The sequence below is a fragment of the Pseudomonas aestuarii genome (assembly GCF_027988105.1).
GTDB classification, from domain to species: domain Bacteria; phylum Pseudomonadota; class Gammaproteobacteria; order Pseudomonadales; family Pseudomonadaceae; genus Aquipseudomonas; species Aquipseudomonas aestuarii.
Genome location: NZ_JAQJZJ010000001.1, coordinates 262,495 through 288,873, shown reverse-complemented (window position 1 = coordinate 288,873; position 26,379 = coordinate 262,495). Strand labels below are relative to the sequence as shown.

At 64.6% G+C, this 26,379-nt stretch carries 20 protein-coding genes; 16 read left to right on the top strand and 4 right to left on the bottom strand.

The features are described from left to right. Positions 1 to 117: 117 nt before the first annotated feature. Together PH586_RS01285 and PH586_RS01280 are read right to left on the bottom strand one after the other, a co-directional pair. Entirely contained in the window at positions 118 to 663 is a 546-nt protein-coding gene (locus PH586_RS01285; protein WP_271345962.1) for an NUDIX hydrolase, read from the bottom strand. A gap of 3 nt (positions 664 to 666) precedes the next feature. Next, positions 667 to 1,734 carry a DUF2333 family protein gene (locus PH586_RS01280; RefSeq protein ID WP_271345961.1) on the bottom strand — a complete coding sequence of 356 codons (1,068 nt, stop codon included), beginning with the start codon at positions 1,732 to 1,734 and terminating at the stop codon, positions 667 to 669. Positions 1,735 to 2,194: 460 nt separating this feature from the next. Here PH586_RS01280 and PH586_RS01275 point away from each other — a divergent pair, with 460 nt between their 5' ends. The 13 genes from PH586_RS01275 to PH586_RS01215 all read left to right on the top strand — a co-directional run bounded on the left by PH586_RS01275 (position 2,195) and on the right by PH586_RS01215 (position 20,915). Then, positions 2,195 to 3,814 (top strand): response regulator, encoded by a 1,620-nt coding sequence (locus PH586_RS01275; protein ID WP_271345960.1) that lies wholly within the window; start codon positions 2,195 to 2,197, stop codon positions 3,812 to 3,814. 440 nt (positions 3,815 to 4,254) lie between these two features. After that, complete coding sequence (locus PH586_RS01270) at positions 4,255 to 6,219, top strand: methyl-accepting chemotaxis protein (protein WP_271345959.1); 1,965 nt, start codon at positions 4,255 to 4,257, stop codon at positions 6,217 to 6,219. A gap of 170 nt (positions 6,220 to 6,389) precedes the next feature. Continuing rightward, complete coding sequence (locus PH586_RS01265) at positions 6,390 to 8,171, top strand: protein-disulfide reductase DsbD (RefSeq protein ID WP_271345958.1); 1,782 nt, start codon at positions 6,390 to 6,392, stop codon at positions 8,169 to 8,171. Positions 8,172 to 8,292: 121 nt separating this feature from the next. Continuing rightward, positions 8,293 to 8,736, top strand: coding sequence for a type II 3-dehydroquinate dehydratase (gene aroQ / locus PH586_RS01260; protein WP_271345957.1), 444 nt, complete (start codon positions 8,293 to 8,295; stop codon positions 8,734 to 8,736). 22 nt (positions 8,737 to 8,758) lie between these two features. Next, on the top strand, positions 8,759 to 9,214 hold the full coding sequence (gene accB, locus PH586_RS01255) for an acetyl-CoA carboxylase biotin carboxyl carrier protein (RefSeq protein ID WP_271345956.1): 456 nt from the start codon (positions 8,759 to 8,761) through the stop codon (positions 9,212 to 9,214). A gap of 17 nt (positions 9,215 to 9,231) precedes the next feature. Next, a complete protein-coding gene (gene accC / locus PH586_RS01250) occupies positions 9,232 to 10,581 on the top strand; it encodes an acetyl-CoA carboxylase biotin carboxylase subunit (RefSeq protein WP_271345955.1) in 1,350 nt (449 codons plus the stop codon). Positions 10,582 to 10,786: 205 nt separating this feature from the next. Then, the gene (prmA, locus tag PH586_RS01245) at positions 10,787 to 11,665 is read left to right on the top strand and encodes a 50S ribosomal protein L11 methyltransferase (RefSeq protein WP_271345954.1); all 879 of its coding nucleotides are present in this window, start codon (positions 10,787 to 10,789) and stop codon (positions 11,663 to 11,665) included. Between the two features lie 81 nt (positions 11,666 to 11,746). Continuing rightward, on the top strand, positions 11,747 to 13,075 hold the full coding sequence (locus PH586_RS01240) for a DUF3426 domain-containing protein (RefSeq protein ID WP_271345953.1): 1,329 nt from the start codon (positions 11,747 to 11,749) through the stop codon (positions 13,073 to 13,075). 245 nt (positions 13,076 to 13,320) lie between these two features. Next, entirely contained in the window at positions 13,321 to 14,319 is a 999-nt protein-coding gene (gene dusB, locus PH586_RS01235) for a tRNA dihydrouridine synthase DusB (protein WP_271345952.1), read from the top strand. Next, on the top strand, positions 14,316 to 14,636 hold the full coding sequence (fis, locus tag PH586_RS01230) for a DNA-binding transcriptional regulator Fis (protein WP_271345951.1): 321 nt from the start codon (positions 14,316 to 14,318) through the stop codon (positions 14,634 to 14,636). Before dusB ends, fis begins: the two co-directional genes overlap by 4 nt. Positions 14,637 to 14,728: 92 nt before the next feature. Further along, the gene (gene purH, locus PH586_RS01225) at positions 14,729 to 16,336 is read left to right on the top strand and encodes a bifunctional phosphoribosylaminoimidazolecarboxamide formyltransferase/IMP cyclohydrolase (RefSeq protein ID WP_271345950.1); all 1,608 of its coding nucleotides are present in this window, start codon (positions 14,729 to 14,731) and stop codon (positions 16,334 to 16,336) included. A gap of 251 nt (positions 16,337 to 16,587) precedes the next feature. Next, positions 16,588 to 17,877: a phosphoribosylamine--glycine ligase gene (gene purD / locus PH586_RS01220; protein WP_271345949.1), complete on the top strand. Its 1,290-nt coding sequence runs from the start codon at positions 16,588 to 16,590 to the stop codon at positions 17,875 to 17,877. Between the two features lie 287 nt (positions 17,878 to 18,164). Then, positions 18,165 to 20,915 (top strand): hybrid sensor histidine kinase/response regulator, encoded by a 2,751-nt coding sequence (locus PH586_RS01215; RefSeq protein ID WP_271345948.1) that lies wholly within the window; start codon positions 18,165 to 18,167, stop codon positions 20,913 to 20,915. 41 nt (positions 20,916 to 20,956) lie between these two features. On the opposite strand, the gene PH586_RS01210 is transcribed toward PH586_RS01215, so the two are convergent. Together PH586_RS01210 and PH586_RS01205 are read right to left on the bottom strand one after the other, a co-directional pair. After that, positions 20,957 to 22,033, bottom strand: coding sequence for a WD40/YVTN/BNR-like repeat-containing protein (locus PH586_RS01210; protein WP_271345947.1), 1,077 nt, complete (start codon positions 22,031 to 22,033; stop codon positions 20,957 to 20,959). 69 nt (positions 22,034 to 22,102) lie between these two features. After that, positions 22,103 to 22,372, bottom strand: a complete 270-nt coding sequence (locus PH586_RS01205; RefSeq protein ID WP_271345946.1) for a ubiquitin family protein — start codon at positions 22,370 to 22,372, stop codon at positions 22,103 to 22,105. 218 nt (positions 22,373 to 22,590) lie between these two features. On the opposite strand from PH586_RS01205, the gene PH586_RS01200 reads away from it, so the two are divergent. From PH586_RS01200 to urtB, 3 genes are all read left to right on the top strand, one after another. Beyond that, complete coding sequence (locus PH586_RS01200) at positions 22,591 to 23,187, top strand: MarC family protein (protein WP_271345945.1); 597 nt, start codon at positions 22,591 to 22,593, stop codon at positions 23,185 to 23,187. A gap of 196 nt (positions 23,188 to 23,383) precedes the next feature. Continuing rightward, entirely contained in the window at positions 23,384 to 24,652 is a 1,269-nt protein-coding gene (gene urtA, locus PH586_RS01195) for an urea ABC transporter substrate-binding protein (RefSeq protein WP_271345944.1), read from the top strand. 123 nt (positions 24,653 to 24,775) lie between these two features. Continuing rightward, positions 24,776 to 26,347 (top strand): urea ABC transporter permease subunit UrtB, encoded by a 1,572-nt coding sequence (gene urtB / locus PH586_RS01190; RefSeq protein WP_271345943.1) that lies wholly within the window; start codon positions 24,776 to 24,778, stop codon positions 26,345 to 26,347. The last annotated feature ends 32 nt before the right edge of the window (positions 26,348 to 26,379 follow it).

Sequence of the window (26,379 nt, the reverse complement as noted above, 5' to 3'; positions counted from 1 at the left end):
CGGGCTTGGAGGGCGCGCAGTGTAACGGCAAAGAACCCGGATGCTAAGTGGCAAATTGCGCCATTGATCGCTGGATCGGCGACGCCGTGCGACAGCCTGCACGAAACCGCCAACTAGCTAACCCTTCGACCCGATAGCGCTCAGGTAGCGTTCGAGCGCGGCCAGCGAATCGGGGCAATAGGGCTTGCGCTGGGTATCGGCCAAGGCCTCGTCGATGGACATGAAACGCGCCTCCAGCACTTCCTCCGGTTGCAGCACCAGCGGGGCATCGGACACCGCCGAGTATGCCCGGCACCACAAGCGGCTTTCGGCTGCGTCGTAGAGGAAATGCGCATGCTCGACCAGCACCACGTCCTCGATGCCAAGCTCCTCGGCCAACTCGCGAGCAGCCGACTCGGCGTAACTCTCCCCCTCCAGCACCATGCCACCGGCGGCCACATCCCAATACCCCGGGTACAGCGCCTTGCTCAGGGTGCGCCGGTGCACGCACAGCTCACCGGCCGAGTTGAACAACAGGATGTAGGTGCCGCGGCCGAGCAGGCGGCGCTCGCGCAACTCCGCGCGCAACACACCACCCAGCGGCTGATCCTGCTCGTCGACCCAGGCGATCAGCTCGGCATCGGAGGCGGCGCGGTGCGCCATCTCGGCGGCGGAAATAACCATTGCCTAGCCCTGCGACAGCAGTTGACGCAGATCGATGAGCCCGGCGTTGGCACGCGAAATATAGTTGGCCATGACCAGCGAATGGTTGGCCAGCAGACCATAGCCACTGCCATTGAGGACCATCGGACTCCACAGGGTTTCCTGTGCGGCCTCCAGCTCACGGATGATCTGGCGCAGGCTGACGGTGGCGTTCTTCTTCACCAGGACATCGGCGAAATCCACTTCGATGGCGCGCAGCAGATGCGACAGGGCCCAGGCCTGGCCGCGGGCTTCGTAGAAGACGTTGTCGATCTGCATCCACGGCGTCTCATAGGTGCCCTCGTTGACATGCACCGCCTGGCCGTCGACCACGTCTTTCAGATCGGTGTCGGTGTTCAGGCGGATCTGACCGACGCTGGCCGACAAGCGCTGCGACAGCGACCCCAGACGAGTCGCGGCATCGCCCAGCCAGGCGTTGAGGTTATCGGCACGCGAGTAGAACTGGGCGCTGGACTGGCTTGGATCGCCCAGCCGCGCCAAATAGCGATCGAGTGACTTGATCGCTTCTTGATACTCCGCCTCGGATGCCGGCAGCGCCCAACTCTTGTTGTCGAAGTGGAAGCGCGGCTCGGCCTTGGCCAGGTCCGGATCTTCGGTGGACTGCGACTGTGAGCGGGTGAAGTCCTTGCGCAGGGCACGTGCCATGTCACGCACCTGCACCAGCACCCCAAATTCCCAGCTCGGCATATTGTCCAGCCACAGCCCCGGCGGGGCGAGGTCGTTGGACAGGTAGCCGCCCGGCTTATCCAGCAAGGTGCTGGCGACATGCTTCAGGGTGACCGCCGTGGTATAGCCATTGACCATCTGCTGCTGCGCGCCTTGCGCCGCGGCCTGGGCGTACTGCTGCACCGAAAATTGCTCCGGCTCCTGGCTCCAGTACCAGCCAACCACCAGCGCCAGCAACAGGTAGAGGCCGAGCAAGCCGCCCAGCATCCGGCTGAGCCAGCCACCTCCCAGGTAACTGCGCACGTTATCCACAGAGTCATCGACGCTGTCGCGCGCGCCTGCAGCGCGTTTTTTCCAGTCCAGCATGGCAATGTCCTTTATCTACGCATTTGGCTGTTCGAGCACAACCCAGGCAGCTTGACTGACTTTAGCGTCCGCCGCGAGGGAAAGTCCGGGGTTCGACCTCTCGGTCTGAGGCAGTTTTTGCGCGCTTTGAGGCGGGAGGCCGCCCACGAATAGTCGCTCTATTTAACGAAAAGCGCGCAGAAATTGACCAAACCCGGCTTTGCCGCAGTGGGGCAGTCCTAAGTCTGACAGGTTGCTTGACCCAAGGTTGCGCAACAGCCTTGCACTATAAATGAAGCGTAGGCCGATGCGCAGCGTTGAGCCGTAATCTTGCCGACGCTGAAACTCCCGATCCGCGTGACGGTCAATGTGACCGAAGGCTCACGCTGGTAGATCGGCGGTACTGCCGGGCAAACCAGCAGTGATAGCATGGGGCCACCACGGAAGACCGCTTCTTCCGCCCTCCACCGGAATCCGGGCCATGACCGAGCACGAAGACCCCAGTCTCGACCGACTCAAGCAGCACTTTGCCCAGCGCGTGATCCACCAGGCACGACAGATACTGGAAGTCTGGCAACGCCTGCAGCGCAACGAGTGGAACGAGCGCGGCATGCATGAGCTATGCAATGCCACCCTGTTACTGCAGCGCTATGCCGAGCGCTTCGAGCAGGCCGAGCACCGTCAGTTGGCGCAAGACATCGGCCATTGCCTGCAGGCGGTCGCAGACAATCGCGGTCGCCTCAACAGCGACCTGATCGGTCAGCTCAACCAGCTCATGCAGCGCCTGTCGCGGACCGGACTGCGCCGCGGCGACAACTTCGAGCAGACCACGCTGCCGCCGCTACGCAAACCGGTGTACCTGGCCCTGCAACACCCTGAGCGGGCCGAGCACCTGGCGCAGCAACTCGAGTACTTCGGCATGACCGCGCAAGCGCTGGACACTGCCAATGCCTTCCGCTCGGCGATGCTCGAACGCCACCCAGCCGCGATCCTCATGGATGTGGACTTCTCCGGCCCAGGCGCCGGCTTGCAGTTGGTCCAGGCGGTGCAGCAAGACCTGGAAGAAAAGATCCCCCTGCTGTTCTACAGCCACCTGGATACCGACATGTCGGCCCGCCTGGCGGCGGTGCGCGCCGGCGGCCAGGAATTTTTCACCGGCACCCTGGACGCCTCCAGCCTGCTTGAACGCATCGAAGTGCTCGCCCATGTGGCGCAGTACGAACCCTACAAGGTGCTGATCGTCGATGATTCGCGCGCCCAGGCCACCTATACCGAACGGGCGCTCAACAGCGCCGGAATCATCACCCGGACCCTGATCGAGCCGATCCAGACCATGGCCGGGCTGGCCGAATTCCAGCCAGACCTGATCATCCTCGACATGTACATGCCGGACTGCAACGGCACCGAACTGGCCAAGGTAATCCGCCACAACGACCGCTACGTCAGCGTGCCGATCATCTACCTGTCTGCCGAAGACGACCTCGACAAGCAGCTCGACGCCATGAGCGAGGGCGGCGACGACTTCCTCACCAAGCCGATCAAGCCGCGCCACCTGATCGCCACCGTGCGCAACCGCGCCGCCCGCGCGCGCAACCTCAAGGCGCGCATGGTGCGCGACAGCCTCACCGGCCTGTACAACCACACCCACACCCTGCAATTGCTCGAAGATACGCGCTTCCGCGCCCAGCGTGACCAGCAGCCGCTGAGCTTCGCCATGCTCGATATCGACTTCTTCAAGAAGGTCAACGACAACTATGGCCACCCCATGGGTGACCGGGTAATCAAGAGCCTGGCGCTGTTCCTCAAGCAGCGCCTGCGCAAGAGTGACCACATCGGCCGCTATGGCGGCGAAGAGTTCGCCGTGGTCATGCCCAATACCGACGCCAGGGCGGCCCAGCTGGTGCTTGACGAGATCCGCAAGCGCTTTGCCGAGATAATCTACCCGGCGCAACCGCTCGACCTGACCTGCACCTTCAGTTGCGGCATTGCCCAACTGCACGGCGAGACCAGTAGCCAAACCCTGACCCAGCAGGCTGACGAGGCGCTCTACGCGGCCAAGCACGGTGGACGCAACCGGGTCGAGGTGTTCAGCGCTGACTGAGGCTGGGCCAACCCAGCCTTTGTGCAGGAGCCACAGCACGGACCTGGCGCCCTCCTTGGCCCTTATCAAACAACCCGCATGTCATTGATTTTTTTCGGTTATTACGTTGGTGCGGGAGGGGCTTTAGCCGCGAAAGCCTGCACAGCGCAGCTTCACGGCTAAAGCGGAGCGCCGCCCGGCCCCTCCAACAAGTGCCCCCAAGACGGCACACGCGATTGTCTCCAGCTTGCTGCGCGACAGCGCGGCGGCGAAGACGGGGCGGCCGACTGCGCCGTGCTTCGGCTCCGGACAACACCTCTCCGGATCATTACCAAATAAACCCCGCCCCACCCTCACCGTCACAACCCTGTCATGAAAACGCAATAACTTCAGCAGCATAGCGGTTGTGCCCAGAGGTCATCGGGCACACGCCAGCACCCTTCCGTCTGCGGTCGAGTCCCATGCGCCTGAAATCACTTACCAACCTCAATACCCTGTTGCTGGTCACCGTCTGCGTGGCGCTGGCCGCCACCCTCTGGTGGTCGCAGCGCGCCCTGGAGCGCCCCTACCTGCTGATGGAGCGTTACCTGAGCCTGTCCCAACAATTCCAGCGGGAGGCGGCGCGCAACATCCTCGGCTACCTCCGCAGCGGTGATGCCCTGCAGCACAGCGCGGCGCTCCAGGCCTTGGCAGACCTGGCTCCCGCCATTGCCGAGCTGCCGCCACAACTGGCCGAGGAAGTGCGCCCCAGCCTGGCCGAACTGCAAAGTTTCAGCGCCAACCAGCTACTCGCTGCCGGCAAGCTGGCGGGCGACCCTCAGGGTTTGCTGGTGCAGGCCGAGCGCGAGATGGCCAGCGCCCTGGAACAACTGGCGCAGTATGCCGACAGCGCCACCAGCTCTGCGGCGAGCCCATACCGGCGGCCATTGTTTGTCGCGGCCCAGCTGCTGACCCGCCTGGCCCACGCCCGCGACAAGCTGGTCAGCAGTGGACGCAGCGAACTGGCCAGCGACGTCGAACGCGAACTGGCCGCACTCGGCCTGCAGGCCCAGGCCCTGGATGCCCTGCCCTTGCTCGGCGTGGCCGATGAGCGCAGTTCCGGCAGCGATGCCTTTTCCGCCCTGCTGGGCCTGGCCGGCGACAGCGACAGCACGCCAGCAGAAGACCGCGGCATCGCCCTCAAGCGCGACCTGGCCAGCCTGATCAGCCGCTACCCGAGCGAACTGCAGCGCACCCGCAGCCTGATCGAACAACGCACCGCCCTGGCCAGCGCCACCCGCAGCCAGGTCGACAGCGTGCAACAGGCCCTCGCCACCCTGGAGCCGGCCGTGCGCGCCGAACACGGCCGGATTCAGGCCGAAGTGCGCCTGCTCCAGGGCCTGATGATCGGCCTGATCCTGCTGATCGCCCTGGTCATCGATACCATTCAACGGCGCCTGACCAAGGTTCTCAACCACCTGGTCCCGGCCCTGTCGGCCTGGGCCCAGGGCGATTTCGCCGAGGACATCAGGCTCGGCTCACGCACCCGCGAACTGTGCGACATCGAGGCATCGCTGAATCGCCTGCGCGCCTACCTGGTCGAACTGGTTGGCAGCATCCGCCTGCATGCCGAACAGGTTGCCGGCTCCAGCCGCACCCTGGCCGATCTCAGCGGCGGCCTGCATGCCGGCGCCGAACGCCAGGCCGGCGATACCGCACAGATTCGCGATGCCCTCGGCGATCTGGAGGCAACCATCCAGCAAGTCGCCGGCGATGCCAGCCAGGCCGCCGATGCCAGCCGCGACGCCGACCGCGCCCTGGAACAGGGCCAGCAGGTGATCGGCCAGAGCCTCAGCGGGCTGCATGCGCTGGTCGGCGAAGTGCAGGGCAACGCCCAGGCCATCGAACGCCTGGCCGAGGAAACCGCCACCATCGGCAATGTACTGACGGTGATCCGCGGCATCGCCGAGCAAACCAACCTGCTGGCCCTCAACGCCGCCATCGAAGCGGCCCGCGCCGGCGAGGCGGGCCGTGGATTCGCCGTGGTCGCCGACGAGGTCCGCTCACTGTCGCAGCGCACCAGCGGCGCCACCGCGGAAATCCAGGAACTGATCGGCCGCCTGCAGCAGGCCGCGCGACAATCCGTCAGTGCCATGCGCACCCAGGTCGAACACGCCCAGGCCAGCGCCGGCCAGGCCGAGGCGGCCGATGGCGCGCTGGACGAAATCATCGCGGCGATTCGCACCATTGCCAGCATGGCCGAGCGCATCGCCGACGCCACCGCCCAGCAGAGCGGCGCGGTCAGCGAGATCCGCGGCCACAGCGAGCGCATCCACCAGCTCGGTGGTGACAACCTGGTACGCATCGGCGAAGGCCGCCAGCAAGGCGATCGGCTGCTGCAGGTGGGTGGCCAACTGCACACGGCGGTGCAGGCGTTTCGCCTGTAACCGAGCCGGCAAGGCGCCGGACAGACTGGCCGCGGCCATCTGTCGCAGGCGCGTCAGACAGGCGTGATTAGCGGTCATTGAGGCGTCCGACAAGACCGCTTACAGCCTGGACCTGCCGCTAGGTCGCCAGCTTGGTTATGATGCGCTCACGTCCAACCTGCGAGACCGCCATGCGCCGCTTGCTCTACCTGATCCTGCTGCTGGTCGCCCTGCCCGCTGGCGCCGGCCTGTTCGACAGCCGTCCCGCCCCGGCACCACTGGGTGCGCCGCTGAACAACAGCGAGGATTTCCTCCCGGTGCGCGAGGCATTCAAGCTCAGCCTGATCGACAGCTCGACCGAGTCGATCAAACTGCGCTTCGTCGCCGCCGAGGGCTACTACCTCTACCGACACCGGTTCCAATTCAGCAGCGAGCCGACCGACATCGCCCTGGGCGCTGCGCAATTGCCGGCTGGCAAGGCCAAGGTCGACGACTACTTCGGCGATGTCGAGGTGTACTACGGCGTGCTGGATGTCGAGTTGCCACTGGATAATCCGGACAACCGCCCGCTCAACCTCAGCGTCAGCTACCAGGGCTGCGCCGACAAGGGCTTGTGTTACCCACCGGAAACCGAACAGCTGCAGATCGCCGGCGGCCTGGCCACCCCCAGCATCACACCGCCCACCCCGAACGCTGCAAACAACAGCTGGCGCTGGAGCGACCTGGCGCTGTTCTTCCTTGCGGGACTGGGCCTGACCTTTACCCCGTGCGTCTTGCCGATGCTGCCGATCCTCTCCGGCGTGGTGCTGCGTGGCCAGGTGGGCGGACTGCGCAGCTTCAGCCTGTCGCTGGCCTATGTGCTGCCGATGGCCCTCTGCTTCGCCGTGCTCGGCGCCCTGATGGGGGTATTCGGTGCCGGCCTCAACCTGCAGGCGCGCCTGCAATCGGCGTGGATTCTGGTGCCCTTCGCCGCCTTCTTCGCCTTGTTCGCCCTGGCCATGTTCGGCGTCTACGAACTGCGCCTGCCGCGCCGTTTCAGCGAACCGCTGGACCGCCTGGCCGGCAAGACCCGTGGCGGTTCTTACACCAACGCCGCCTTGCTCGGCGTACTCTCCAGCCTGCTGGTATCGCCCTGCGTCTCGGCCCCCCTGGCTGGCGCCCTGCTCTACATCAGCGCCAGCGGCGACGCGTTGGGCGGTGGCTTGAAACTGTTCGCCCTGGGCCTGGGCATGGGTGCGCCACTGGTGCTGTTCGCCACCGGTGGTGGCGCCCTGCTGCCGAAGTCGGGCACCTGGATGATTGGCGTGCGCAATGCCTTCGGCGTACTGCTACTGGCGGTCGCCGTATGGTTGCTCGAACGGGTACTGCCGGCCCAGCTGACGCTGGCCTTGTGGGGCCTGCTCGCCGGTGGCGTAGCGCTGTTTCTCGGCGCCCTGGAACTCGGTCCGAAAACCCACAAGCAGAAACTCAGCCAGCTGGCCGGCCTGATGCTGCTGGTCTATGCCCTGGCCGCCTGGACCGGTGCCCTGCAAGGTCAGAACGACCCCTTGCGCCCGCTCGGACGCATGCCGCTGGCCGGCAGCGTAGGTGAGCACGTGGAATCGGACAGCTGGCAGACCATCAGCAACCCGGCCGAGCTGGATGCGGCCTTCGCCGCCGCGCAGCGCGCCGGCAAGCCTCTGCTGCTCGACTGGTACGCCGACTGGTGCATCAGCTGCAAGGTGATCGAGCGCGAAGTGCTGAATGCCACAGCAGTCGCCAGCCAGCTCGGCGCCTACCGCCTGGTGCGCTTCGACATCACCGAGAGCAACCCGGCCCAACGCGCCCTGCTCGATCGTTACCAACTGTTTGGCCCCCCGGCAATCCTGTTGTTCGATGCCAAAGGCGACGAATGGCAGGATTTGCGGGTGGTCGGTGAAATCGACGCGGCCGACTTCGCCACTCGCCTCAACCGGGCCAGCGAACGATTCTAGCGCTCATGGTCATATGAATGACGCAAACTACCGCCATCGTGTCGACTATTGCCGGGAACTGGACAGCCCTGCGCCGTCTCCGGCATAGTCCGCCAGTGCAAACAACAAGGATCACCGGATCATGGCCACCTTACTGGTGCTGCACGGCCCCAACCTGAATCTGCTTGGCACCCGCGAACCGGGTGTCTATGGCGCCACCACCCTGGATCAGATCAACCTCGATCTGGAGCGGCGCGCCCGCGAGGCTGGCCATCATCTGCTCTACCTGCAAAGCAATGCCGAGTACGAGCTGATCGAGCGCATTCACGCCGCAAAAGGCGAAGGTGTCGACTTTATCCTGATCAATCCCGCCGCTTTCACTCATACCAGCGTCGCATTACGTGACGCATTGCTGGCGGTGAGCATCCCATTCATCGAAGTACACCTGTCCAACGTGCACAAACGCGAAGCTTTCCGCCATCACTCCTACTTTTCCGATGTTGCCGTAGGGGTGATCTGCGGTCTTGGCGCCAGCGGTTACCGACTGGCCCTGGAGGCCGCACTCGAACAACTTGAACAGCCCTGACCTCACTGGGAGTTGAGCCACTATGGATATACGTAAAGTCAAGAAACTGATCGAACTGCTGGAAGAATCCGGCATCGACGAGTTGGAAATTCGCGAAGGCGAAGAATCCGTGCGCATCAGCCGTCACGGCAAGCAACCGACCTACGCCCAGCAACCCATGTATGCCCCGCAGCCTGCACCGGCAGCGCCTGCCGCTCCCGTTGCCGCCGCCGAAGCCGCCGCACCGGCTGCCGCCAAACTGAACGGCACCGTGGTGCGCTCGCCAATGGTCGGCACCTTCTTCCGGGCCGCCTCGCCGACCTCGGGCAACTTCGTTGAAGTGGGTACGAGCGTGAAGAAAGGCGACATCCTCTGCATCGTCGAAGCGATGAAGATGATGAACCACATCGAGGCCGAGAGCAGTGGCACCATCGAATCCATCCTGGGCGAGAACGGCCAGCCGGTGGAATACGATCAGCCCCTGTTCACCATCGTTTGAACCGCGGAGAGCCTCCGATGTTGGAAAAAGTCCTGATCGCCAACCGCGGCGAGATCGCCCTGCGCGTCTTGCGCGCCTGTAAAGAGCTGGGCATCAAGACCGTCGCGGTGCACTCCACTGCTGACCGCGAACTGATGCATTTGGCCCTGGCCGACGAATCGGTGTGTATCGGCCCGGCCTCCGGCGCCCTGTCCTACCTGAATATTCCAGCGATCATCAGCGCCGCTGAAGTCACCGGCGCCACCGCCATCCACCCGGGCTACGGCTTCCTCGCGGAAAACGCCGACTTCGCCGAACAGGTGGAAAACTCCGGCTTTGCCTTCATCGGCCCAACAGCTGCGACCATTCGCCTGATGGGCGACAAGGTCTCGGCCAAGGACGCCATGAAACGCGCCGGCGTGCCGGTGGTACCCGGCTCCGACGGCCCGCTGCCGGAAGACGAGGAAACCGCCCTGGCGATTGCCCGCGAAGTCGGTTATCCGGTGATCATCAAGGCCGCTGGCGGCGGCGGTGGTCGCGGCATGCGCGTGGTGCACAAGGAAGAAGACCTGATCAAATCGGCCAAGCTGACGCGCAGCGAAGCCGGCTCGGTGTTCGGCAACCCGATGGTCTATCTGGAAAAATTCCTCGGCAACCCACGTCACGTGGAAGTCCAGGTGCTCTCCGACGGCCAAGGCAACGCCATCCACCTGGGTGACCGCGACTGCTCGCTGCAGCGCCGCCACCAGAAGGTGCTGGAAGAAGCGCCGGCCCCGTTCATCAACGAGCAGTCCCGCGCCGAAGTGTTCAAGCGCTGCGTCGATGCCTGCATCGAGATCGGCTACCGTGGTGCGGGTACCTTCGAGTTCCTCTATGAAGACGGCAACTTCTACTTCATCGAGATGAACACCCGCGTCCAGGTCGAGCACCCGGTCAGCGAAATGGTCACCGGCATCGACATCGTCAAGGAGATGCTCAGCATCGCCGCTGGCAACAAGCTGTCGTTCACCCAGGAAGACGTGGTGATCCGCGGCCACGCCCTGGAGTGCCGGATCAACGCCGAAGACCCGGACAACTTCATGCCCTGCCCGGGCAAGGTCAAGCACTTCCATGCGCCTGGCGGCAACGGCGTGCGGGTCGACTCGCACCTGTACAGCGGCTACACCGTGCCACCGCACTACGACTCGCTGATCGGCAAGCTGATCACTTACGGCGCGACCCGCGACGAGGCCCTGGCCCGCATGCGCAACGCGCTGGACGAAATCGTCGTCGACGGCATCAAGACCAACGTGCCGCTGCACCGCGACCTGGTGCGCGACAAGGGCTTCTGCAAGGGTGGCGTGAATATCCATTACCTGGAAAAGAAACTGGGGATGGACAAGCACTGACCCCATGACCTGCAGCGCGACTGCGATGCTGGGTAATCAACAGCCTCGCTCTAGCGCCCAGGTTCATGTTTGAAGTCTCGACAAGGGCTGCCATTGGGCGGCCCTTGTCGTATCTGCGCGGCGCGGCGGTGGCAGCCGGGCCACCGCTTCAAGTAAGCTGCGCGGCCAATTGCACCATCACGCCACAGTGCTCACGAGGTTCCCCATGCCCTGGTTACAAGTCCGTCTCGCCATCACCCCGGATCAGGCAGAAACCTACGAAGACGCCCTGCTCGAAGTCGGCGCCGTATCGGTAACCTTCATGGACGCCGAAGATCAGCCGATTTTCGAGCCGGACCTGGGCACCACCCCACTGTGGTCGCACACCCACCTGCTCGCCCTGTTCGAAGCCGACACCCTGGCCGATGCGGTGTTTGCCCACCTGCAACTGCTGACTGGCGCCGAGCTACCGGAACATCACGCCGAGGTGATCGCCGACCAGGATTGGGAACGCAGCTGGATGGACAACTTCCACCCCATGCGCTTCGGCCAGCGGCTGTGGATAGTGCCCAGCTGGCACGCTGCGCCCGAACCGGACGCAGTCAACCTGCTGCTCGATCCGGGTCTGGCCTTCGGCACCGGCACCCATCCAACCACCGCGCTGTGCCTGGAATGGCTCGACAGCCAGGATCTGAGCCACTGCGACGTGCTGGATTTCGGCTGCGGCTCGGGCATCCTGGCCATCGCCGCCCTGCTGCTGGGCGCCCCCCAGGCAGTTGGCACCGACATCGACCCGCAAGCCCTGGAGGCTTCGCGCGACAATGCCGGGCGCAACGGCATTGACCCGGCCCGCTTCCCGCTCTACCTGCCCGCCGATCTGCCGCAGCAACAGGCCGACGTGGTGGTGGCCAATATCCTCGCCGGCCCCCTGGTGGCTCTGGCGGCGCAGATTACCAGCCTGGCCAAGCCCGGCGGCCGCCTGGCCCTGTCGGGGATTCTCGCCGAGCAAGCCGAAGAAGTGCGCGCAGCCTACGCTGACGCCTTCGCGCTAGATCCAATCGCGGAGAAGGAGGGTTGGGTACGTATCAGCGGCACTCGTCGCTAGCCCAGGCACTGCCGCTTGTTCTGGCTCCTGCGTTAGACTAATCGCGTTACTTCACCTAATCGCAGGCCGCCGGATCGTCGCATGACCGAAAGTTTCGTCACCCAGTGCCCCCACTGCCACACCAGCTTTCGCGTCAGCCTCGTGCAGCTTGGTGCAGCCCGTGGCGCCGTGCGCTGCGGAGCCTGCCTGCACGTATTCAATGCCGCGCAGCAACTGCTCGAGCAGGGACAGCTACCCGGAGCCTCGCTGCAGACAGCCCCCCCGGTGCCTGCGGCGACCCGCCCGGCCGCCGCGCCAGCGCCCCAGCCCATGCCCGAGCAGACCGCTACCCAGCACAAGGGCGACAGCGATACCCTGTGGATTCACGATGACCTGGATCTGGACAGCCTCGATCTCGATGAAGAACTGGCCAAGCTGGAAGAGCAGGAACAGTTGCTGGCGCAGCAGTTCCTCGCGCTGAACCAGGCACCCGCGCATACCGAGCCCTTCCGCCCCCCGGCGGACACCGGCAACCATGACGAAGCCTGGGCCGAGGCCCTCCTGCACGAAGACTCGCTGCAGGCGCCACCGCGCTTCTCTGCCATCCCACACGAAGACTCGGCGGACGATCCGCCGACGGCCGCGTCGTCAGGCACGCCGCTAGTGGCAGATGACGCCGCATACGCCCCATCCCCGCTCACGCTCAGCGCCCTGGACGCGGACAGCCCGGAACCCGCCCCGGAGGATCCAAGCCGGCGCCCCCCGCGCCACGAACCCCGTATCGACGCGGACGTCCTCGACTCCCTGGACCAGCCTCCGACTGACTCCGCCGCGCCGCACCCGTCCGAGAGAATATCGGCCCGTAGCGAGCCCGGCCTGCGCGACGAACACCTGTTCGAACTGCTCGACGAACCGCTGCAACTGGATGACTGGCAACCGCCGCGCAAGCCTTGGGGGCGCTGGTTCGGCTGGGGCCTGCTGAACCTGCTGGCCGCGACCGCCCTGATCGGCCAGCACATCCACTACAACTTCGACGAACTGGCACGCCAGGATCAATACCGCCCCTGGTTCGAGCAGTTCTGTCCCGTTTTCGGTTGTACCTTGCCGTCCAAGGTCGATATCGACCAGATCAAAAGCAGCAACCTGGTGGTGCGCAGCCACCCCGAGTTCAGCGGCGCCCTGGTTGTCGATGCGATCCTCTACAACCGCGCGCCCTTCGCCCAGCCTTTTCCCTTGCTGGAAATGCGTTTTGCCGACCTCAATGGTCGCTTACTGGCCAGTCGTCGCTTCAAACCCAGCGAATACCTCGCCGGCGAACTGGCCGGGCAGCTGGAAATGCCGCCGCAGACACCGATTCATGTGTCCCTGGATATTCTCGACCCAGGCGCCCAGGCGGTTAACTACAGCCTGAGCTTCCACTCGCCGGAATAAAGAATGGGGCATCAAGCATCACGCCCCAGCATCCAGGCAACACCAGCCCCCTGTGGTTCCCAGCTGATCCCGCGCACTCGCCGGGCTTTCCCGGGCGCGATTCCATCCAATGGCTATAAGCCAGCAACTGTTCAGAATTTGTTCAAAACAGCCTTTATCCGGTCATCCAGAGCGGGTATGATTCCCACCCTTTTTCGCAGTCTCCTATTGGTCTCAACAGTACGTCTCTTGAGCAGGGAAGCCCCATGTCGGCGTTATGCATCGGCCCCTATACATTGCCCAACTCGCTGATTCTCGCGCCCATGGCCGGAGTCACTGACCGGCCGTTTCGCCAGCTCTGCCACCGTATGGGCGCGGGCATGGTGGTATCGGAAATGGTCACCAGCGATGTGCGCCTGTGGAATACCCGCAAGTCGAGCCTGCGCCTGATCCATCAGGACGATGTCGAGCCACGCTCGGTGCAGATCGCCGGCGGTGACCCGCAGCTGCTTGCCGAGGCGGCTCAGCGCAACGTCGAACTGGGCGCGCAGATCATCGACATCAACATGGGCTGTCCGGCCAAGAAGGTCTGCAACAAGGCTGCCGGCTCCGCCCTGCTCAAGGACGAGGGCCTGGTACGCGAGATTCTTCAGGCGGTGGTCGCTGCGGTGGATGTGCCGGTGACCCTGAAAATCCGCACTGGCTGGGACCGACAGAACAAGAACGGCATCATCGTGGCGAAGATTGCCGAGCAGGCCGGGATAGTGGCATTGGCGGTGCATGGCCGCACCCGCGCCGACCTCTACACCGGCGAGGCCGAATACGACAGCATCGCCGCGATCAAGCAGGCGGTGTCGATCCCGGTGCTGGCCAATGGCGACATCGATTCGCCGGAAAAGGCCAAGGCGGTGTTGACCGCCACGGGTGCCGACGGCCTGTTGATTGGCCGCGCCGCTCAGGGCCGACCGTGGATTTTCCGCGAGGTCGAGCACTACCTGCGCACCGGCCAGAAGCTGGCGCCACCGAGCCTGTTCGAGGTGGAACGCATTCTGCTAGAGCACATGGCCGAGTTGCACCTGTTCTATGGCGAGGTGATGGGGGTGCGCATCGCCCGCAAGCATGTCGGCTGGTACCTGGCAACCCTGCCGGGCGCCAGGGAGTTTCGTGCCCGATTCAATCGTCTGGAATGTACGGACGCGCAGTACACCAACGTTCGCCAGTTCTTCGGCGAACGGCATAATGATGGAGATGGGGTGGCCGCATGACGATGTTGAACGAGACGTTAGGAACTGGAATGGCTCCCGTGAGCGACAGTACAAGCTTGAAACAGCACCTCAATACGCCGAGCGAAGAAGGGCAAACCCTGCGCGGTAGTGTCGAGAAAGCCCTGCACAACTATTTTGCCCACCTTGAGGGCGCGGACGTCACCGACGTCTACAACCTGGTGCTCACCGAAGTGGAAGCGCCACTGTTGGAAACCGTGATGAATTACGTCAAAGGCAACCAGACCAAGGCCTCCGAACTGCTCGGCCTGAATCGCGGCACCTTGCGCAAAAAGCTCAAGCAGTACGACCTGCTCTGAAGCTGCAGACCGGGCACACGGCTTTTTCTTGAAGCTTGCCGCCTGCGGCTCACAGCTCCATACCAATTTTATTACGCCACCGGACCCGATCAATGACCGACCAGACCACCCGCCTCCCCGTCCGCCGCGCGCTGATCAGCGTTTCCGACAAGACCGGCATCCTTGAATTCGCCCGTGAGCTCGTGGCTCTCAATGTGGAAATCCTCTCCACTGGCGGCACTTACAAGCTGCTCAAGGACAACGGCGTGGCCGCTGTGGAAGTCGCTGACTACACCGGTTTCCCGGAGATGATGGACGGCCGGGTGAAGACCCTGCACCCGAAGATCCACGGCGGCATCCTCGGCCGTCGCGCCCTCGACGGCGCGGTCATGGAGCAGCACGGGATCAAGCCGATCGACCTGGTCGCGGTCAACCTCTACCCGTTCGCCGCCACCGTGGCCAAGCCCGGTTGTGACCTGGCCGACGCCATCGAGAACATCGACATCGGCGGCCCGACCATGGTCCGCAGCGCCGCGAAGAACCACAAGGACGTGGCCATCGTGGTCTCGGCTGGCGACTACGCCGGCATCCTCGAGTCGCTGAAAGCCGGCGGCCTGAGCTATGCGCAGCGCTTCGACCTGGCGCTCAAGGCCTTCGAGCATACCGCCGCCTATGACGGCATGATCGCCAACTACCTGGGCACCATCGACCAGCGCGCCGAGACCCTGAGCACTGAAGCCCGCGGCACCTTCCCGCGCACCTTCAACAGCCAGTTCGTCAAGGCCCAGGAAATGCGCTACGGCGAGAACCCGCACCAGAGCGCGGCCTTCTACGTGGAAGCGCAGAAAGGCGAAGCGAGCATCTCCACCGCGGTGCAGCTGCAGGGCAAGGAACTGTCGTTCAACAACGTCGCCGACACCGATGCCGCCCTCGAATGCGTGAAGAGCTTCGTCAAGCCGGCCTGCGTCATCGTCAAGCATGCCAACCCCTGCGGCGTGGCCGTGGCCCTGGACGAGCAAGGCGGCATCCGTCAGGCTTACGAACTGGCCTACGCCACCGACACCGAATCGGCCTTCGGCGGCATCATCGCCTTCAACCGCGAACTGGATGCAGCCACTGCCCAGGCCATCGTCGAGCGCCAGTTCGTCGAAGTGATCATCGCCCCGAAGATTTCCCAGGCGGCCCGCGACGTGGTGGCCGCCAAGGCCAACGTGCGCCTGCTCGAGTGCGGCGAATGGCCGGCCGAGCGCAGCGCGGGCTGGGACTTCAAGCGGGTCAACGGCGGCCTGCTGGTTCAGAGCCGCGACATCGGCATGATCGCTGCCTCCGACCTGAAGATCGTCACCCAGCGCGCCCCCAGCGAGCAGGAAGTCCACGACCTGATCTTCGCCTGGAAAGTGGCCAAGTTCGTCAAGTCCAATGCCATCGTCTACGCCAAGAACCGCCAGACCATCGGCGTCGGCGCCGGCCAGATGAGCCGCGTCAACTCCGCCCGGATCGCCGCGATCAAGGCCGAGCATGCCGGCCTGCAGGTCGCCGGCTCGGTCATGGCCAGCGATGCCTTCTTCCCGTTCCGCGACGGCCTGGATAACGCCGCCGCCAATGGCATCACCGCGGTGATCCAGCCGGGTGGCTCGATGCGCGATGCGGAAGTGATCGCCGCCGCCGACGAAGCGGGCATCGCCATGGTGTTCACCTCGATGCGCCATTTCCGCCACTGACGGCCGCACTGAAACCGGCATCTGCGGCGTTGCCCAGGGTTCCGCCAATGCTCATTGCCACTAGGCAACTCCGCTTGGCGATACCCTGGGCGCCTTGCATCTACCGGCTTCATCGCGACCTCGATAGGGGTCGCCAGTTTTCGTAGGGTGGATAACGCTTCGCTTATCCACCACCCGTAGCCCGGATGCAATCCGGGAACACCCCACTCAAGAGCCACGGATTTCATCCGGGCTACGGTCAGGAGATCACCATGAACGTACTGATCATCGGCAGCGGCGGGCGCGAGCACGCGCTGGCCTGGAAAGTCGCGCAAGACCCGCGCGTCGCCAAAGTCTTCGTCGCCCCGGGTAACGCCGGCACCGCTACTGAAGCCAAGTGCGAGAACGTCGCCATCGACGTGCTGGATCTGCAGCAGCTGGCCGATTTCGCCGAGAAAAATGTGCAACTGACCATCGTCGGCCCGGAAGCGCCGCTGGTGGCGGGTGTGGTGGATCTGTTCCGCACACGCAAACTGGACATCTTCGGCCCGACGGCCGGCGCGGCCCAACTGGAAGGCTCGAAAGCCTTCACCAAGGACTTCCTCGCCCGCCATCAGATCCCCACCGCCGATTACCAGAATTTCACCGAAGTCGAGCCGGCCCTGGCCTACCTGCAAAAGGTCGGCGCACCTATCGTGATCAAGGCCGACGGCCTGGCCGCCGGCAAAGGCGTGATCGTCGCCATGACCCTGGGCGAAGCCGAAGACGCGGTACGCGACATGCTCGCCGGCAATGCCTTCGGCGAGGCCGGTTCACGGGTAGTGATCGAGGAGTTCCTCGACGGCGAGGAAGCCAGCTTCATCGTCATGGTCGACGGCAGGAATGTCTTGCCGATGGCCACCAGCCAGGATCACAAGCGCGTCGGCGACGGCGACAGCGGGCCGAATACCGGCGGCATGGGCGCCTACTCGCCGGCCCCGGTGGTCACTGCCGAGGTGCACCAGCGGGTGATGGACGAGGTGATCTACCCCACCGTCAACGGCATGGCCAGCGAAGGCAACGTCTATACCGGTTTCCTCTACGCCGGGCTGATGATCGACAAGGCCGGCAAGCCGAAGGTCATCGAGTTCAACTGCCGCTTCGGCGACCCGGAGACCCAGCCGATCATGGTGCGCCTGGAGTCCTCATTGGTGCTGCTGATCGAGGCCGCCCTGGCGCAGGCGCTGGACAAGGTCGAAGCGCGCTGGGATCCGCGCCCGACGGTCGGCGTGGTCCTGGCTGCCGGTGGCTACCCGGGCGATTACGCCAAGGGTGACGTCATCGAAGGTCTGGCCGATGCGGCCGCGCTGGAAGGCAAGGTGTTCCATGCCGGTACCGCACTGAAAGACGGTCAGGTGGTCACCGCCGGCGGCCGGGTACTCTGCGCCACGGCCATTGGCGCCAGCGTGGCCGATGCCCAGCAGCAGGCCTATCGCCTGGCACAGAAGATTCGCTGGAATGGCTGTTTCTACCGCCGGGACATCGGTTACCGCGCGATTGCCCGCGAACGCGGCGAGGCATAAACGACGGTCACCCGCTCAGCCTCGGCGGCCAGTCAGCAGGAACATCGCACGACCCACTGCCATGAGGGTCGTGTCGCCACCGCCAAGAGCATCAACACCAGGCATCGAAAGCGCCACAACGCAGGTGGCGCCGCCGTGCCAGTGGTCGCTTTCACCGCGTCTGCACTGGCCTTCCTGGCCATATTCCGCTAAACAACGGCTTGGTTATAATCTGGCTACCTATCATTCAAAGGGAATGCAGCGTGCGCGGGCTCAGGATTGCCACAGGACTACTCGTCGGTTTGCTCATGGCCTGTCTGTTGCCGACAGCCATGGCCGAGAACCAACCAGACGCAGTTGGCTATCAGCCCGATAACTGGTCGTATCTGCTCGACCCGAGTGCCGCGCTGACCCTGGAGGATGTGCGGGCACGCCACCAGCAGTTCCAGCCCCTCAGCCAACAGGCCTTTACCTTTCCCCCCAGCGAGCAGGCCGTTTGGCTGCATGTCGTACTGCCGCGCAACCAGCAGCCGAACTGGCTGTGGATCTTCGCCCCGCGCGTGCAGTACCTCGACTATTACCTGTTGCGCGATGGCAGGCTCGAACGCGAGGTCCAGACCGGCGAATCCAGGCCGATGCGTTCGCGACCGCTCGACTCACGGGCCTACCTGATGGCGCTGCCGAACGATGGCCAGCCGCGCGAAGCCTATGTGCGCATGACCTCGAACCATCCGCTGATGGCCTGGTTCAAGACCATCGACGACGCAGGACTGGTGGCCCAGGAAAAACCCGCCTATGTCTTTGGCGGCCTGCTCGGCGGGCTGCTGCTGCTTACCCTGTACAACCTCATCCGGTTTTTCTACAGCCGCGCCGCCTGCTGCCTGTGGCTGAGCGCCCTGCACCTCAGCCTGGCGGTCTGTGCGGCGGCCAACCTCGGCCTCTTCGCCGTCTGGGTGCCCAGCCAGAGCTACAACCAGTCGCTGGTTGCCGACTTGTCGGCGCTGCTGGCAGCCTTCTTCCTGCAGACCTTCTGTCTCGATTTCGTGCGGCAAACACCGGCTCAGCCGGGCAGGTTCAAACACCTGCTGCTGGGTAATGCCGGGCTGATCCTCGCTGTCGCACTGGTGATCGCCAGCACCGGCCTGCTCTGGTCCAGCACGCTGATCTACCTGCTGGTCATACTCAGCACCTTGAGCGTCTTGCTGGTAGCCAGCAGGCTCTGGTACGGCGGTTACCAGCCCGCGCGCTTCATCGTCGTCGGCATGCTGGTATTCGCCCTCGGCTTCGGCGCCTGCATCCCGGTACTGTTCGGCCTCGACCAGCTCAACCCCGGCTGGCTGGTGATCGCCGTCTTCGGCATCGCCACTCTCGGCGGCATCTTCCTCAGCCTCTCGCTCGCCGAGCGGCAACGACAAATTCAGCGCACCAACCTCAGCGAACGCACCGCACTGGCTGCCAGCTCGGCCGAACTCAAGGCCAAGGCCGACTTCCTCGCCAAGATCAGTCACGAAATCCGCACACCGATGAACGGCGTACTGGGCATGACCGAGTTACTGCTCGGCACCCCCCTGTCGGCCAAGCAGCGTGATTACGTGCAGACCATCCACAGCTCGGGCAACGAACTGCTGGCGCTGATCAACGAGATCCTCGACATATCCAAGCTCGAGTCCGGGCAGATCGAGCTGGACGACGTGCAGTTCGACCTCAATGCGTTGATCGAGGACTGCCTCGACATCTTCCGCGCCAAGGCCGAGCAACAGAAGGTCGAACTGATCAATTTCATGCAACCACAGGTGCCACGGGTGATCAGCGGCGATCCGACGCGGTTGCGCCAGACCTTGCTGAGCCTGCTCGACAATGCCTTCAAGCAGACCGACGAAGGCGAAGTTCTCCTGGTCGTGGCCCTCGACACCGCAGGCGAGCAACCGCGCCTGCGCATCGCCGTACAGGACAGCGGCCGCCCGCTGCAGGCCAGCGAGCGCGATGCCTTGCTCAACACCGAATTGCACAGCAAGGATTTCCTCGCGGCGACCAAACTCGGCGGCCGCCTCGGCCTGATCATCGCCCGCCAGCTGGTGCGCCTGATGCACGGTGAGTTTGGTATCCAGAGCGGCGGTGCCCAGGGTTCGACCCTGTGGCTGACCCTGCCCCTGGACAGCCAGCGTCTCGAACAACCCACGGCCGACCTCGATGGCCCGCTGCAAGGCGCACGCCTGCTGGTGGTGGATGACAACGACACCTGTCGCAAGGTCCTGGTGCAGCAATGCAATGGCTGGGGCCTGCAGGTCAGTGCAGTGCCCTCGGGCAAGGAAGCCCTGGCCCTGCTGCGCACCAAGGCGCACATGCGCGAATACTTCGACGTGGTGCTACTCGACCAGGACATGCCCGGCATGACCGGCATGCAGCTGGCGGCCAAGATCAAGGAGGACCCCAGCCTCAACCACGACATCCTGCTGATCATGCTCACCGGCATCAGCAATGCGCCGAGCAAGATCATCGCGCGCAACGCCGGGATCAAACGCATCCTCGCCAAGCCGGTGGCCGGCTATACCCTGAAGACCACCCTGGCCGATGAACTGTCCCAGCGCGGCGACGACAGTTCGCCGGTGTTCAGCCCAACCCGGGTCAGCGCCCCGCTGAATGTGCCGAGCGATTTCCGCATCCTGGTCGCCGAAGACAACAGCATCTCGACCAAGGTGATCCGTGGCATGCTCGGCAAGCTCAACCTGCAACCGGACACCGCCAGCAACGGCGCAGAAGCCCTCAGCGCGATGAAGGCGCAGCACTATGACCTGGTGCTGATGGACTGCGAGATGCCGGTACTCGATGGCTTCTCCGCCACCGAACAACTGCGCGCCTGGGAAACCGCCGAGCAGCGCCCGCGCACACCGGTGGTGGCCTTGACCGCGCACATCCTCAACGAACACAAGGAAAGGGCACGCGCGGCCGGCATGGACGGCCACATGGCCAAGCCGGTGGAACTCTCGCAATTGCGCGAACTGCTCGAGTACTGGATCGCCCAGCGAGAGACCCGCCAGCCACACGAAGCCCGGCCCTGAGCCACCCGGCAGCGGCCCCCGCAGCTGCAGGCTGCGGCGTTTCAGGCAAAACGCAGGGCATGGATCGGCGGCAGGTTACCGGCCAGCACCTGCCAGCTGTCGCCTTGATCGTCCGATAGCCACAGATGACCGGTGGTCGAGCCCATCGCCAGGCACTGCCCGCTCTCGTCCACCACCAGGGCATGGCGATAGACCAGATCGAAGCAGTCGGTTTGCGGCAAGCCGCGACTCAAGCTGGCAAAACTGCGCCCGCCATCGCGGGTGCGGGTCACCAGCAGACGCTGGCCCAGCGGAATGCGGCAATCATCCTTCACCGCCGGCACGAACCAGGCCGTTTCCGGGTCGCGGGGGTGCACCGCCAGCGCGAAGCCGAAGCTCGAGGGTTCGACGTCTTGCAGCTCCTGCCAGTGCACGGCATCGTCACGGGACCGGAAGATGCCGTTATGGTGCTGCACCCACAGGGTCTCGGGCGCGGCCGGACACGCCAGCATGCGGTGCGGATCCTGGATCTCCGGGGTCTGCGCCAGTTCCGCCGGCATATAGGCGGCGCGCATGCCCTGGGTGCGACAAACCCAGTTGACGCCCTCGTCGTCGCTGCACCAGACCCCGCCACAGGACACGGCGATGCGCAACCGCGCACTGTCACGCGGGTCGACGCAGATGGAGTGGATACCCGGCTGATCGTAACCACCGCCGAACCACTTGGCCCGCTCCGGACGCTGCCACAGCGATTCGTTCAACTGCCAGGAGTCGCCGTGATCCGCCGAGTGGAACAGGGCACCCGGCAGGGTGCCGGCCCACAGGCTGCCGGGGCGATCGCTGCCGCCAGGTTCAAGTGACCAGATCATCGTCACCGACGGCCCTTCGCCCGCCTCGCGGGCGGCAAAGGCCGGTGCGGCGACCTCCTGCCAATGCTGCCCGGTATCCGTCGAGCGCCATAGTTTCGGGCCGAAATGCCCCAGATTCAGGGCCGCATACAGATGACCGTCGCGCTGATCGACCAGCACCATGCTGACCGGCTCACCGAGAAAGTCCGTGCGCGCCAGGCGCCAGCCCCCGCCAGCACGGGCGAAGGTCAGCAGGCCCTTGCGCGAAGCCACATACAGTACATCCGCCATCTTGACCGCCCTCCAGCAGGCCGCTGAAAAAAGCACCGGCGTTGCCGATCCTGGGTTGAATCCGCACGGCTAGCCGCCAGTAAGCGCCTGCACCACATAGACCTCGCTGTCGGCGCCGACCCTGTCGCTCAGGTGCCGGCGGTCGTCAATCCGCTCGGCATCGACGAAGATCGCCACATGCCGCCGCAGCTGGCCCTGGTCGTCCAGCAGGTAACTGCGCAACCGCGGGTTGACCGCGAACACCTCGGCCAGCACGCCAGCGACTGTGTCGCCCATCACCGCGCACGGCGCTACATCGAGGTGACGCTGCAGGTTGGGGGTGAAGCTGATACGTGCCATCCGCCGCTCCCGGCATGCAGCCGTTGCCCACAGTGGTTCATCCAACACTTATAGCCGACACCGTTACCCGGCCGCGCCTGCGCTGCCGAACGGCGGCCTGGCGCGTGCGCGCAATAGCCGCAGCGGGCACTGGTGATCGGGACGACAATCCCGGATCATGCAGGCGGCGCCGGCGGTGCCGGCCACGCCCCCCTTTACCCAAGAGACGAGCCCACCCCATGGCGTCCGAGTTGTTCAGTCTGTATCTGAAGTTGCTGGTGCTCTACAGCCCATTCTTCGTGTTGTCCTGCTTTATCGGCCTGAGTCGTGGCTACACGGTCAAGGAGCGCAAGCGCCTGGCCTGGAAGGTCGCGCTCGGTGTACTGATTTCCAGCCTGCTGCTGTACCTGTTCGGCAGGCACATCTTCACCCTGTTCGGCATCACCATCGACGCCTTCCGCATCGGCGCCGGCAGCGTGTTGTTTATCTCGGCGCTGGGCATGGCGCAGGGCAAGTCGGCGGTGCAAAGCGACAACGTGCAGCAGGACGTGACCATCGTGCCGCTGACCATCCCCCTGACCGTCGGTCCCGGCACCATCGGTGCCCTGCTGTTGATGGGCGCCAGCCAGCCTGCCTGGGGCGACAAAGCCCTGGCAGTAGTCGGCATCGCCCTGGCCAGCCTGACGGTCGGCGTGGTGCTGTACCTATCCAACCAGTTCGAACGCCTGCTCGGCGATCAGGGCCTGCAGATCGTCAGTCGGCTGATGGGCCTGTTCGTCTGCGCCCTGGCCGCGCAAATCATCTTCACCGGGGTGAAGAACTACCTGGCGCTCTGAATCGGTGCGCAGTGGCCTGGCAGCCCGTTCCACGCCCTGCGCACGCACCAAAGCTGCGCATTCTGATCCATATAAAAAACCCTGATAATTTCTCCAACCCTTATGCGACAAGGCTTTGCGAGCGTTGGCACGGATGCTGCCATTAGACTGGCGACCCTCTTGGTCCCACCCATTCGCTGCGCATGGAGCCATAACAATGAAGCGTCGTCCTCTGCTGAAATCCACCCTCGCTGCCAGCGCCCTGCTGCTCAGCGGCTTGTTCCCGTTCACCGTGCAGGCGGCCGAAACCATCAAGGTCGGCATCCTCCACTCGTTGTCCGGCACCATGGCTATTTCCGAGACCTCGTTGAAAGACATGGCGCTGATGACCATCGACGAGATCAACGCCAAGGGCGGCGTGCTCGGCAAGCAACTCGAACCCGTGGTGGTCGACCCCGCCTCCAACTGGCCGCTGTTCGCCGAACGGGCTCGGCAACTGCTGAGCCAGGACAAGGTCGACGTGACCTTCGGCTGCTGGACCTCGGTGTCGCGCAAATCGGTATTGCCGGTCTACGAAGAGCTCAACGGCCTGCTGTTCTACCCGGTGCAGTACGAAGGTGAAGAGCTGTCGCCGAACGTCTTCTACACCGGTGCGGCGCCCAATCAGCAGGCCATCCCCGCGGTCGAGTACCTGATGAGCGAAGACGGCGGCGCCGCCAAGCGCTACTTCCTGCTTGGCACCGACTACGTCTACCCGCGCACCACCAACAAGATCCTGCGCGCCTTCCTGCACAGCAAGGGCGTGGCCGACAAGGACATCCAAGAGGTCTACACCCCGTTCGGCCATAGCGATTACCAGACCATCGTCGCCAACATCAAGAAGTTCTCCGCCGGCGGCAAGACCGCGGTGATCTCCACCGTCAACGGCGACTCCAACGTGCCCTTCTACAAGGAACTGGCCAACCAGGGCATCGAAGCCACCGACATCCCGGTGGTGGCCTTCTCGGTCGGCGAGGAAGAACTGCGCGGCATCGACACCAAACCACTGGTCGGCCAACTGGCTGCCTGGAACTACTTCCAGTCGGTGGAAAACCCGGTCAACAGCGCGTTCGTCGCCAAGTGGAAGGCCTACGCCAAGGCCAAGAATCTGCCGGGCGCGGACAAGGCGGTGACCAACGACCCGATGGAAGCCACCTACGTCGGCATCAACATGTGGGCCCAGGCGGTCGAGAAGGCCGGCAGCACCGACGTCGACAAGGTGCGTGACGCCATGGCCGGGCAGACCTTCGCCGCGCCGAGCGGCTACACCCTGACCATGGACGCGACCAACCACCACCTGCACAAGCCAGTGATGATCGGCGAGGTCCAGGAAGACGGCCAGTTCGAGGTGGTCTGGCAGACCGAAGGGCCGCTGCGCGCCCAGCCCTGGAGCCCGTACATCGAGGGCAACGACAAGAAGCCGGATTACGCGGTGAAGTCGAACTGAGCGATGCCGTAGTCCAGATGCAATTCGCCAGAAGCGATTCGCGGATTGCATCCAGACTGCGCTGAGCGTCCCCTTGGCCGCTGCGGCGAGGGGGCTTGCGCTGTGGTCCCAAGGGTTCTTGATATGCCCACTGCCTTGTACCGTTTGTTCCTATTGCTGACCTTGTTGCTGCCGCTCACCGGCCATGCCGGCGATGCCAGCGACTTCGTCGCGGCCAGCCCGTCCAAGCAGGCAAAACTGCTGGAAAGCTGGTCAGCCGCCCCCGACGCCGCGCGCCTGCCGCTGCTCGAAGCCCTGCAACAAGGCCGCCTGGCCGCCGACAGCGGGAAAAATCCGTTTATCGAAGTGAATGGCCTTTATCAGTCCGCCGAGGGTGAGTTTGCCCCCGCCGAAGCGCCGCGCAAACTGCGCCTGAACAACCGCCTGCGCGGCTTGATTGGCACCGCCATGGCCAGCCATCAACTGCTCGCCGAAGAGCCGGCGCTACGCCTGGCCGCCGCCCGGGAACTGCAGAAGCGCGCCAAACCGGCGCAACTCGGCCTACTCGATGCCCGCGTCGCCAGCGAAACCGACGCTCAGGTGCGCACGGCCCTGACCCTGGCCCTGGCCAACCTGCAACTGGTCGACCGCGACCCGGCGATCCGTCTGGCGGCCGTGCGCCTCCTCGGGGAAACCGGTGATCCGCTGGCGCGGACCCGCCTGGAAACCCTGCTCGATCCGGCAGTGGAGGACGATGCCGGGGTGCGCACCGCCGCGCAGACCGGCCTGGCCCAGGTCAAGCGCAAGCTGCTGATCGGCGAGTTGCTCGGCCAGGCCTTCAGCGGCCTGTCGCTCGGCTCGATCCTGCTGCTCGCCGCCCTCGGCCTGGCCATCACCTTCGGCCTGCTCGGGGTGATCAACATGGCCCACGGCGAGATGCTGATGCTCGGCGCCTACGCCACCTACATGGTGCAGCTGCTGTTCCAGCGTTTCGCCCCGGAAGCCATCGCCCTTTACCCATTGGTGGCGCTGCCGGTGGCCTTCTTCGTCACTGCCGCCATCGGCATGGCCCTGGAGCGCACGGTGATTCGCCACCTCTACGGCCGGCCACTGGAAACCCTGCTGGCAACCTGGGGCATCAGCCTGATCCTGATCCAGCTGGTACGGCTGCTGTTCGGCGCGCAGAACGTCGAAGTGGCCAACCCCTACTGGCTGTCCGGCGGCGTCCAGGTGCTACCGAACCTGGTGCTGCCGTACAACCGCATCGTCATCATCGGCTTCGCCCTGTGCGTGGTGGTGCTGACCTGGCTGCTGCTGAACAAGACCCGCCTGGGCCTCAACGTCCGTGCGGTGACGCAGAACCGCGCCATGGCGGCCTGCTGCGGCGTGCCGACCGGACGGGTGGACATGCTCGCCTTCGGCCTCGGCTCGGGCATCGCCGGGCTCGGCGGCGTGGCCCTGAGTCAGATCGGCAACGTCGGCCCGGACCTGGGCCAGAGCTACATCATCGACTCCTTCCTGGTGGTGGTCCTCGGCGGCGTCGGTCAGCTGGCCGGCAGCGTGATGGCGGCCTTCGGCCTGGGCATCGCCAACAAGATTCTCGAACCGCAGATCGGTGCCGTGCTGGGCAAGATCCTCATCCTCGGGCTGATCATTCTGTTTATCCAGAAGCGCCCGCAGGGACTGTTCGCACTGAAAGGAAGGGTGATCGATTGAAGCTTGCCGACCGTTATCCCTCGACCATAGGC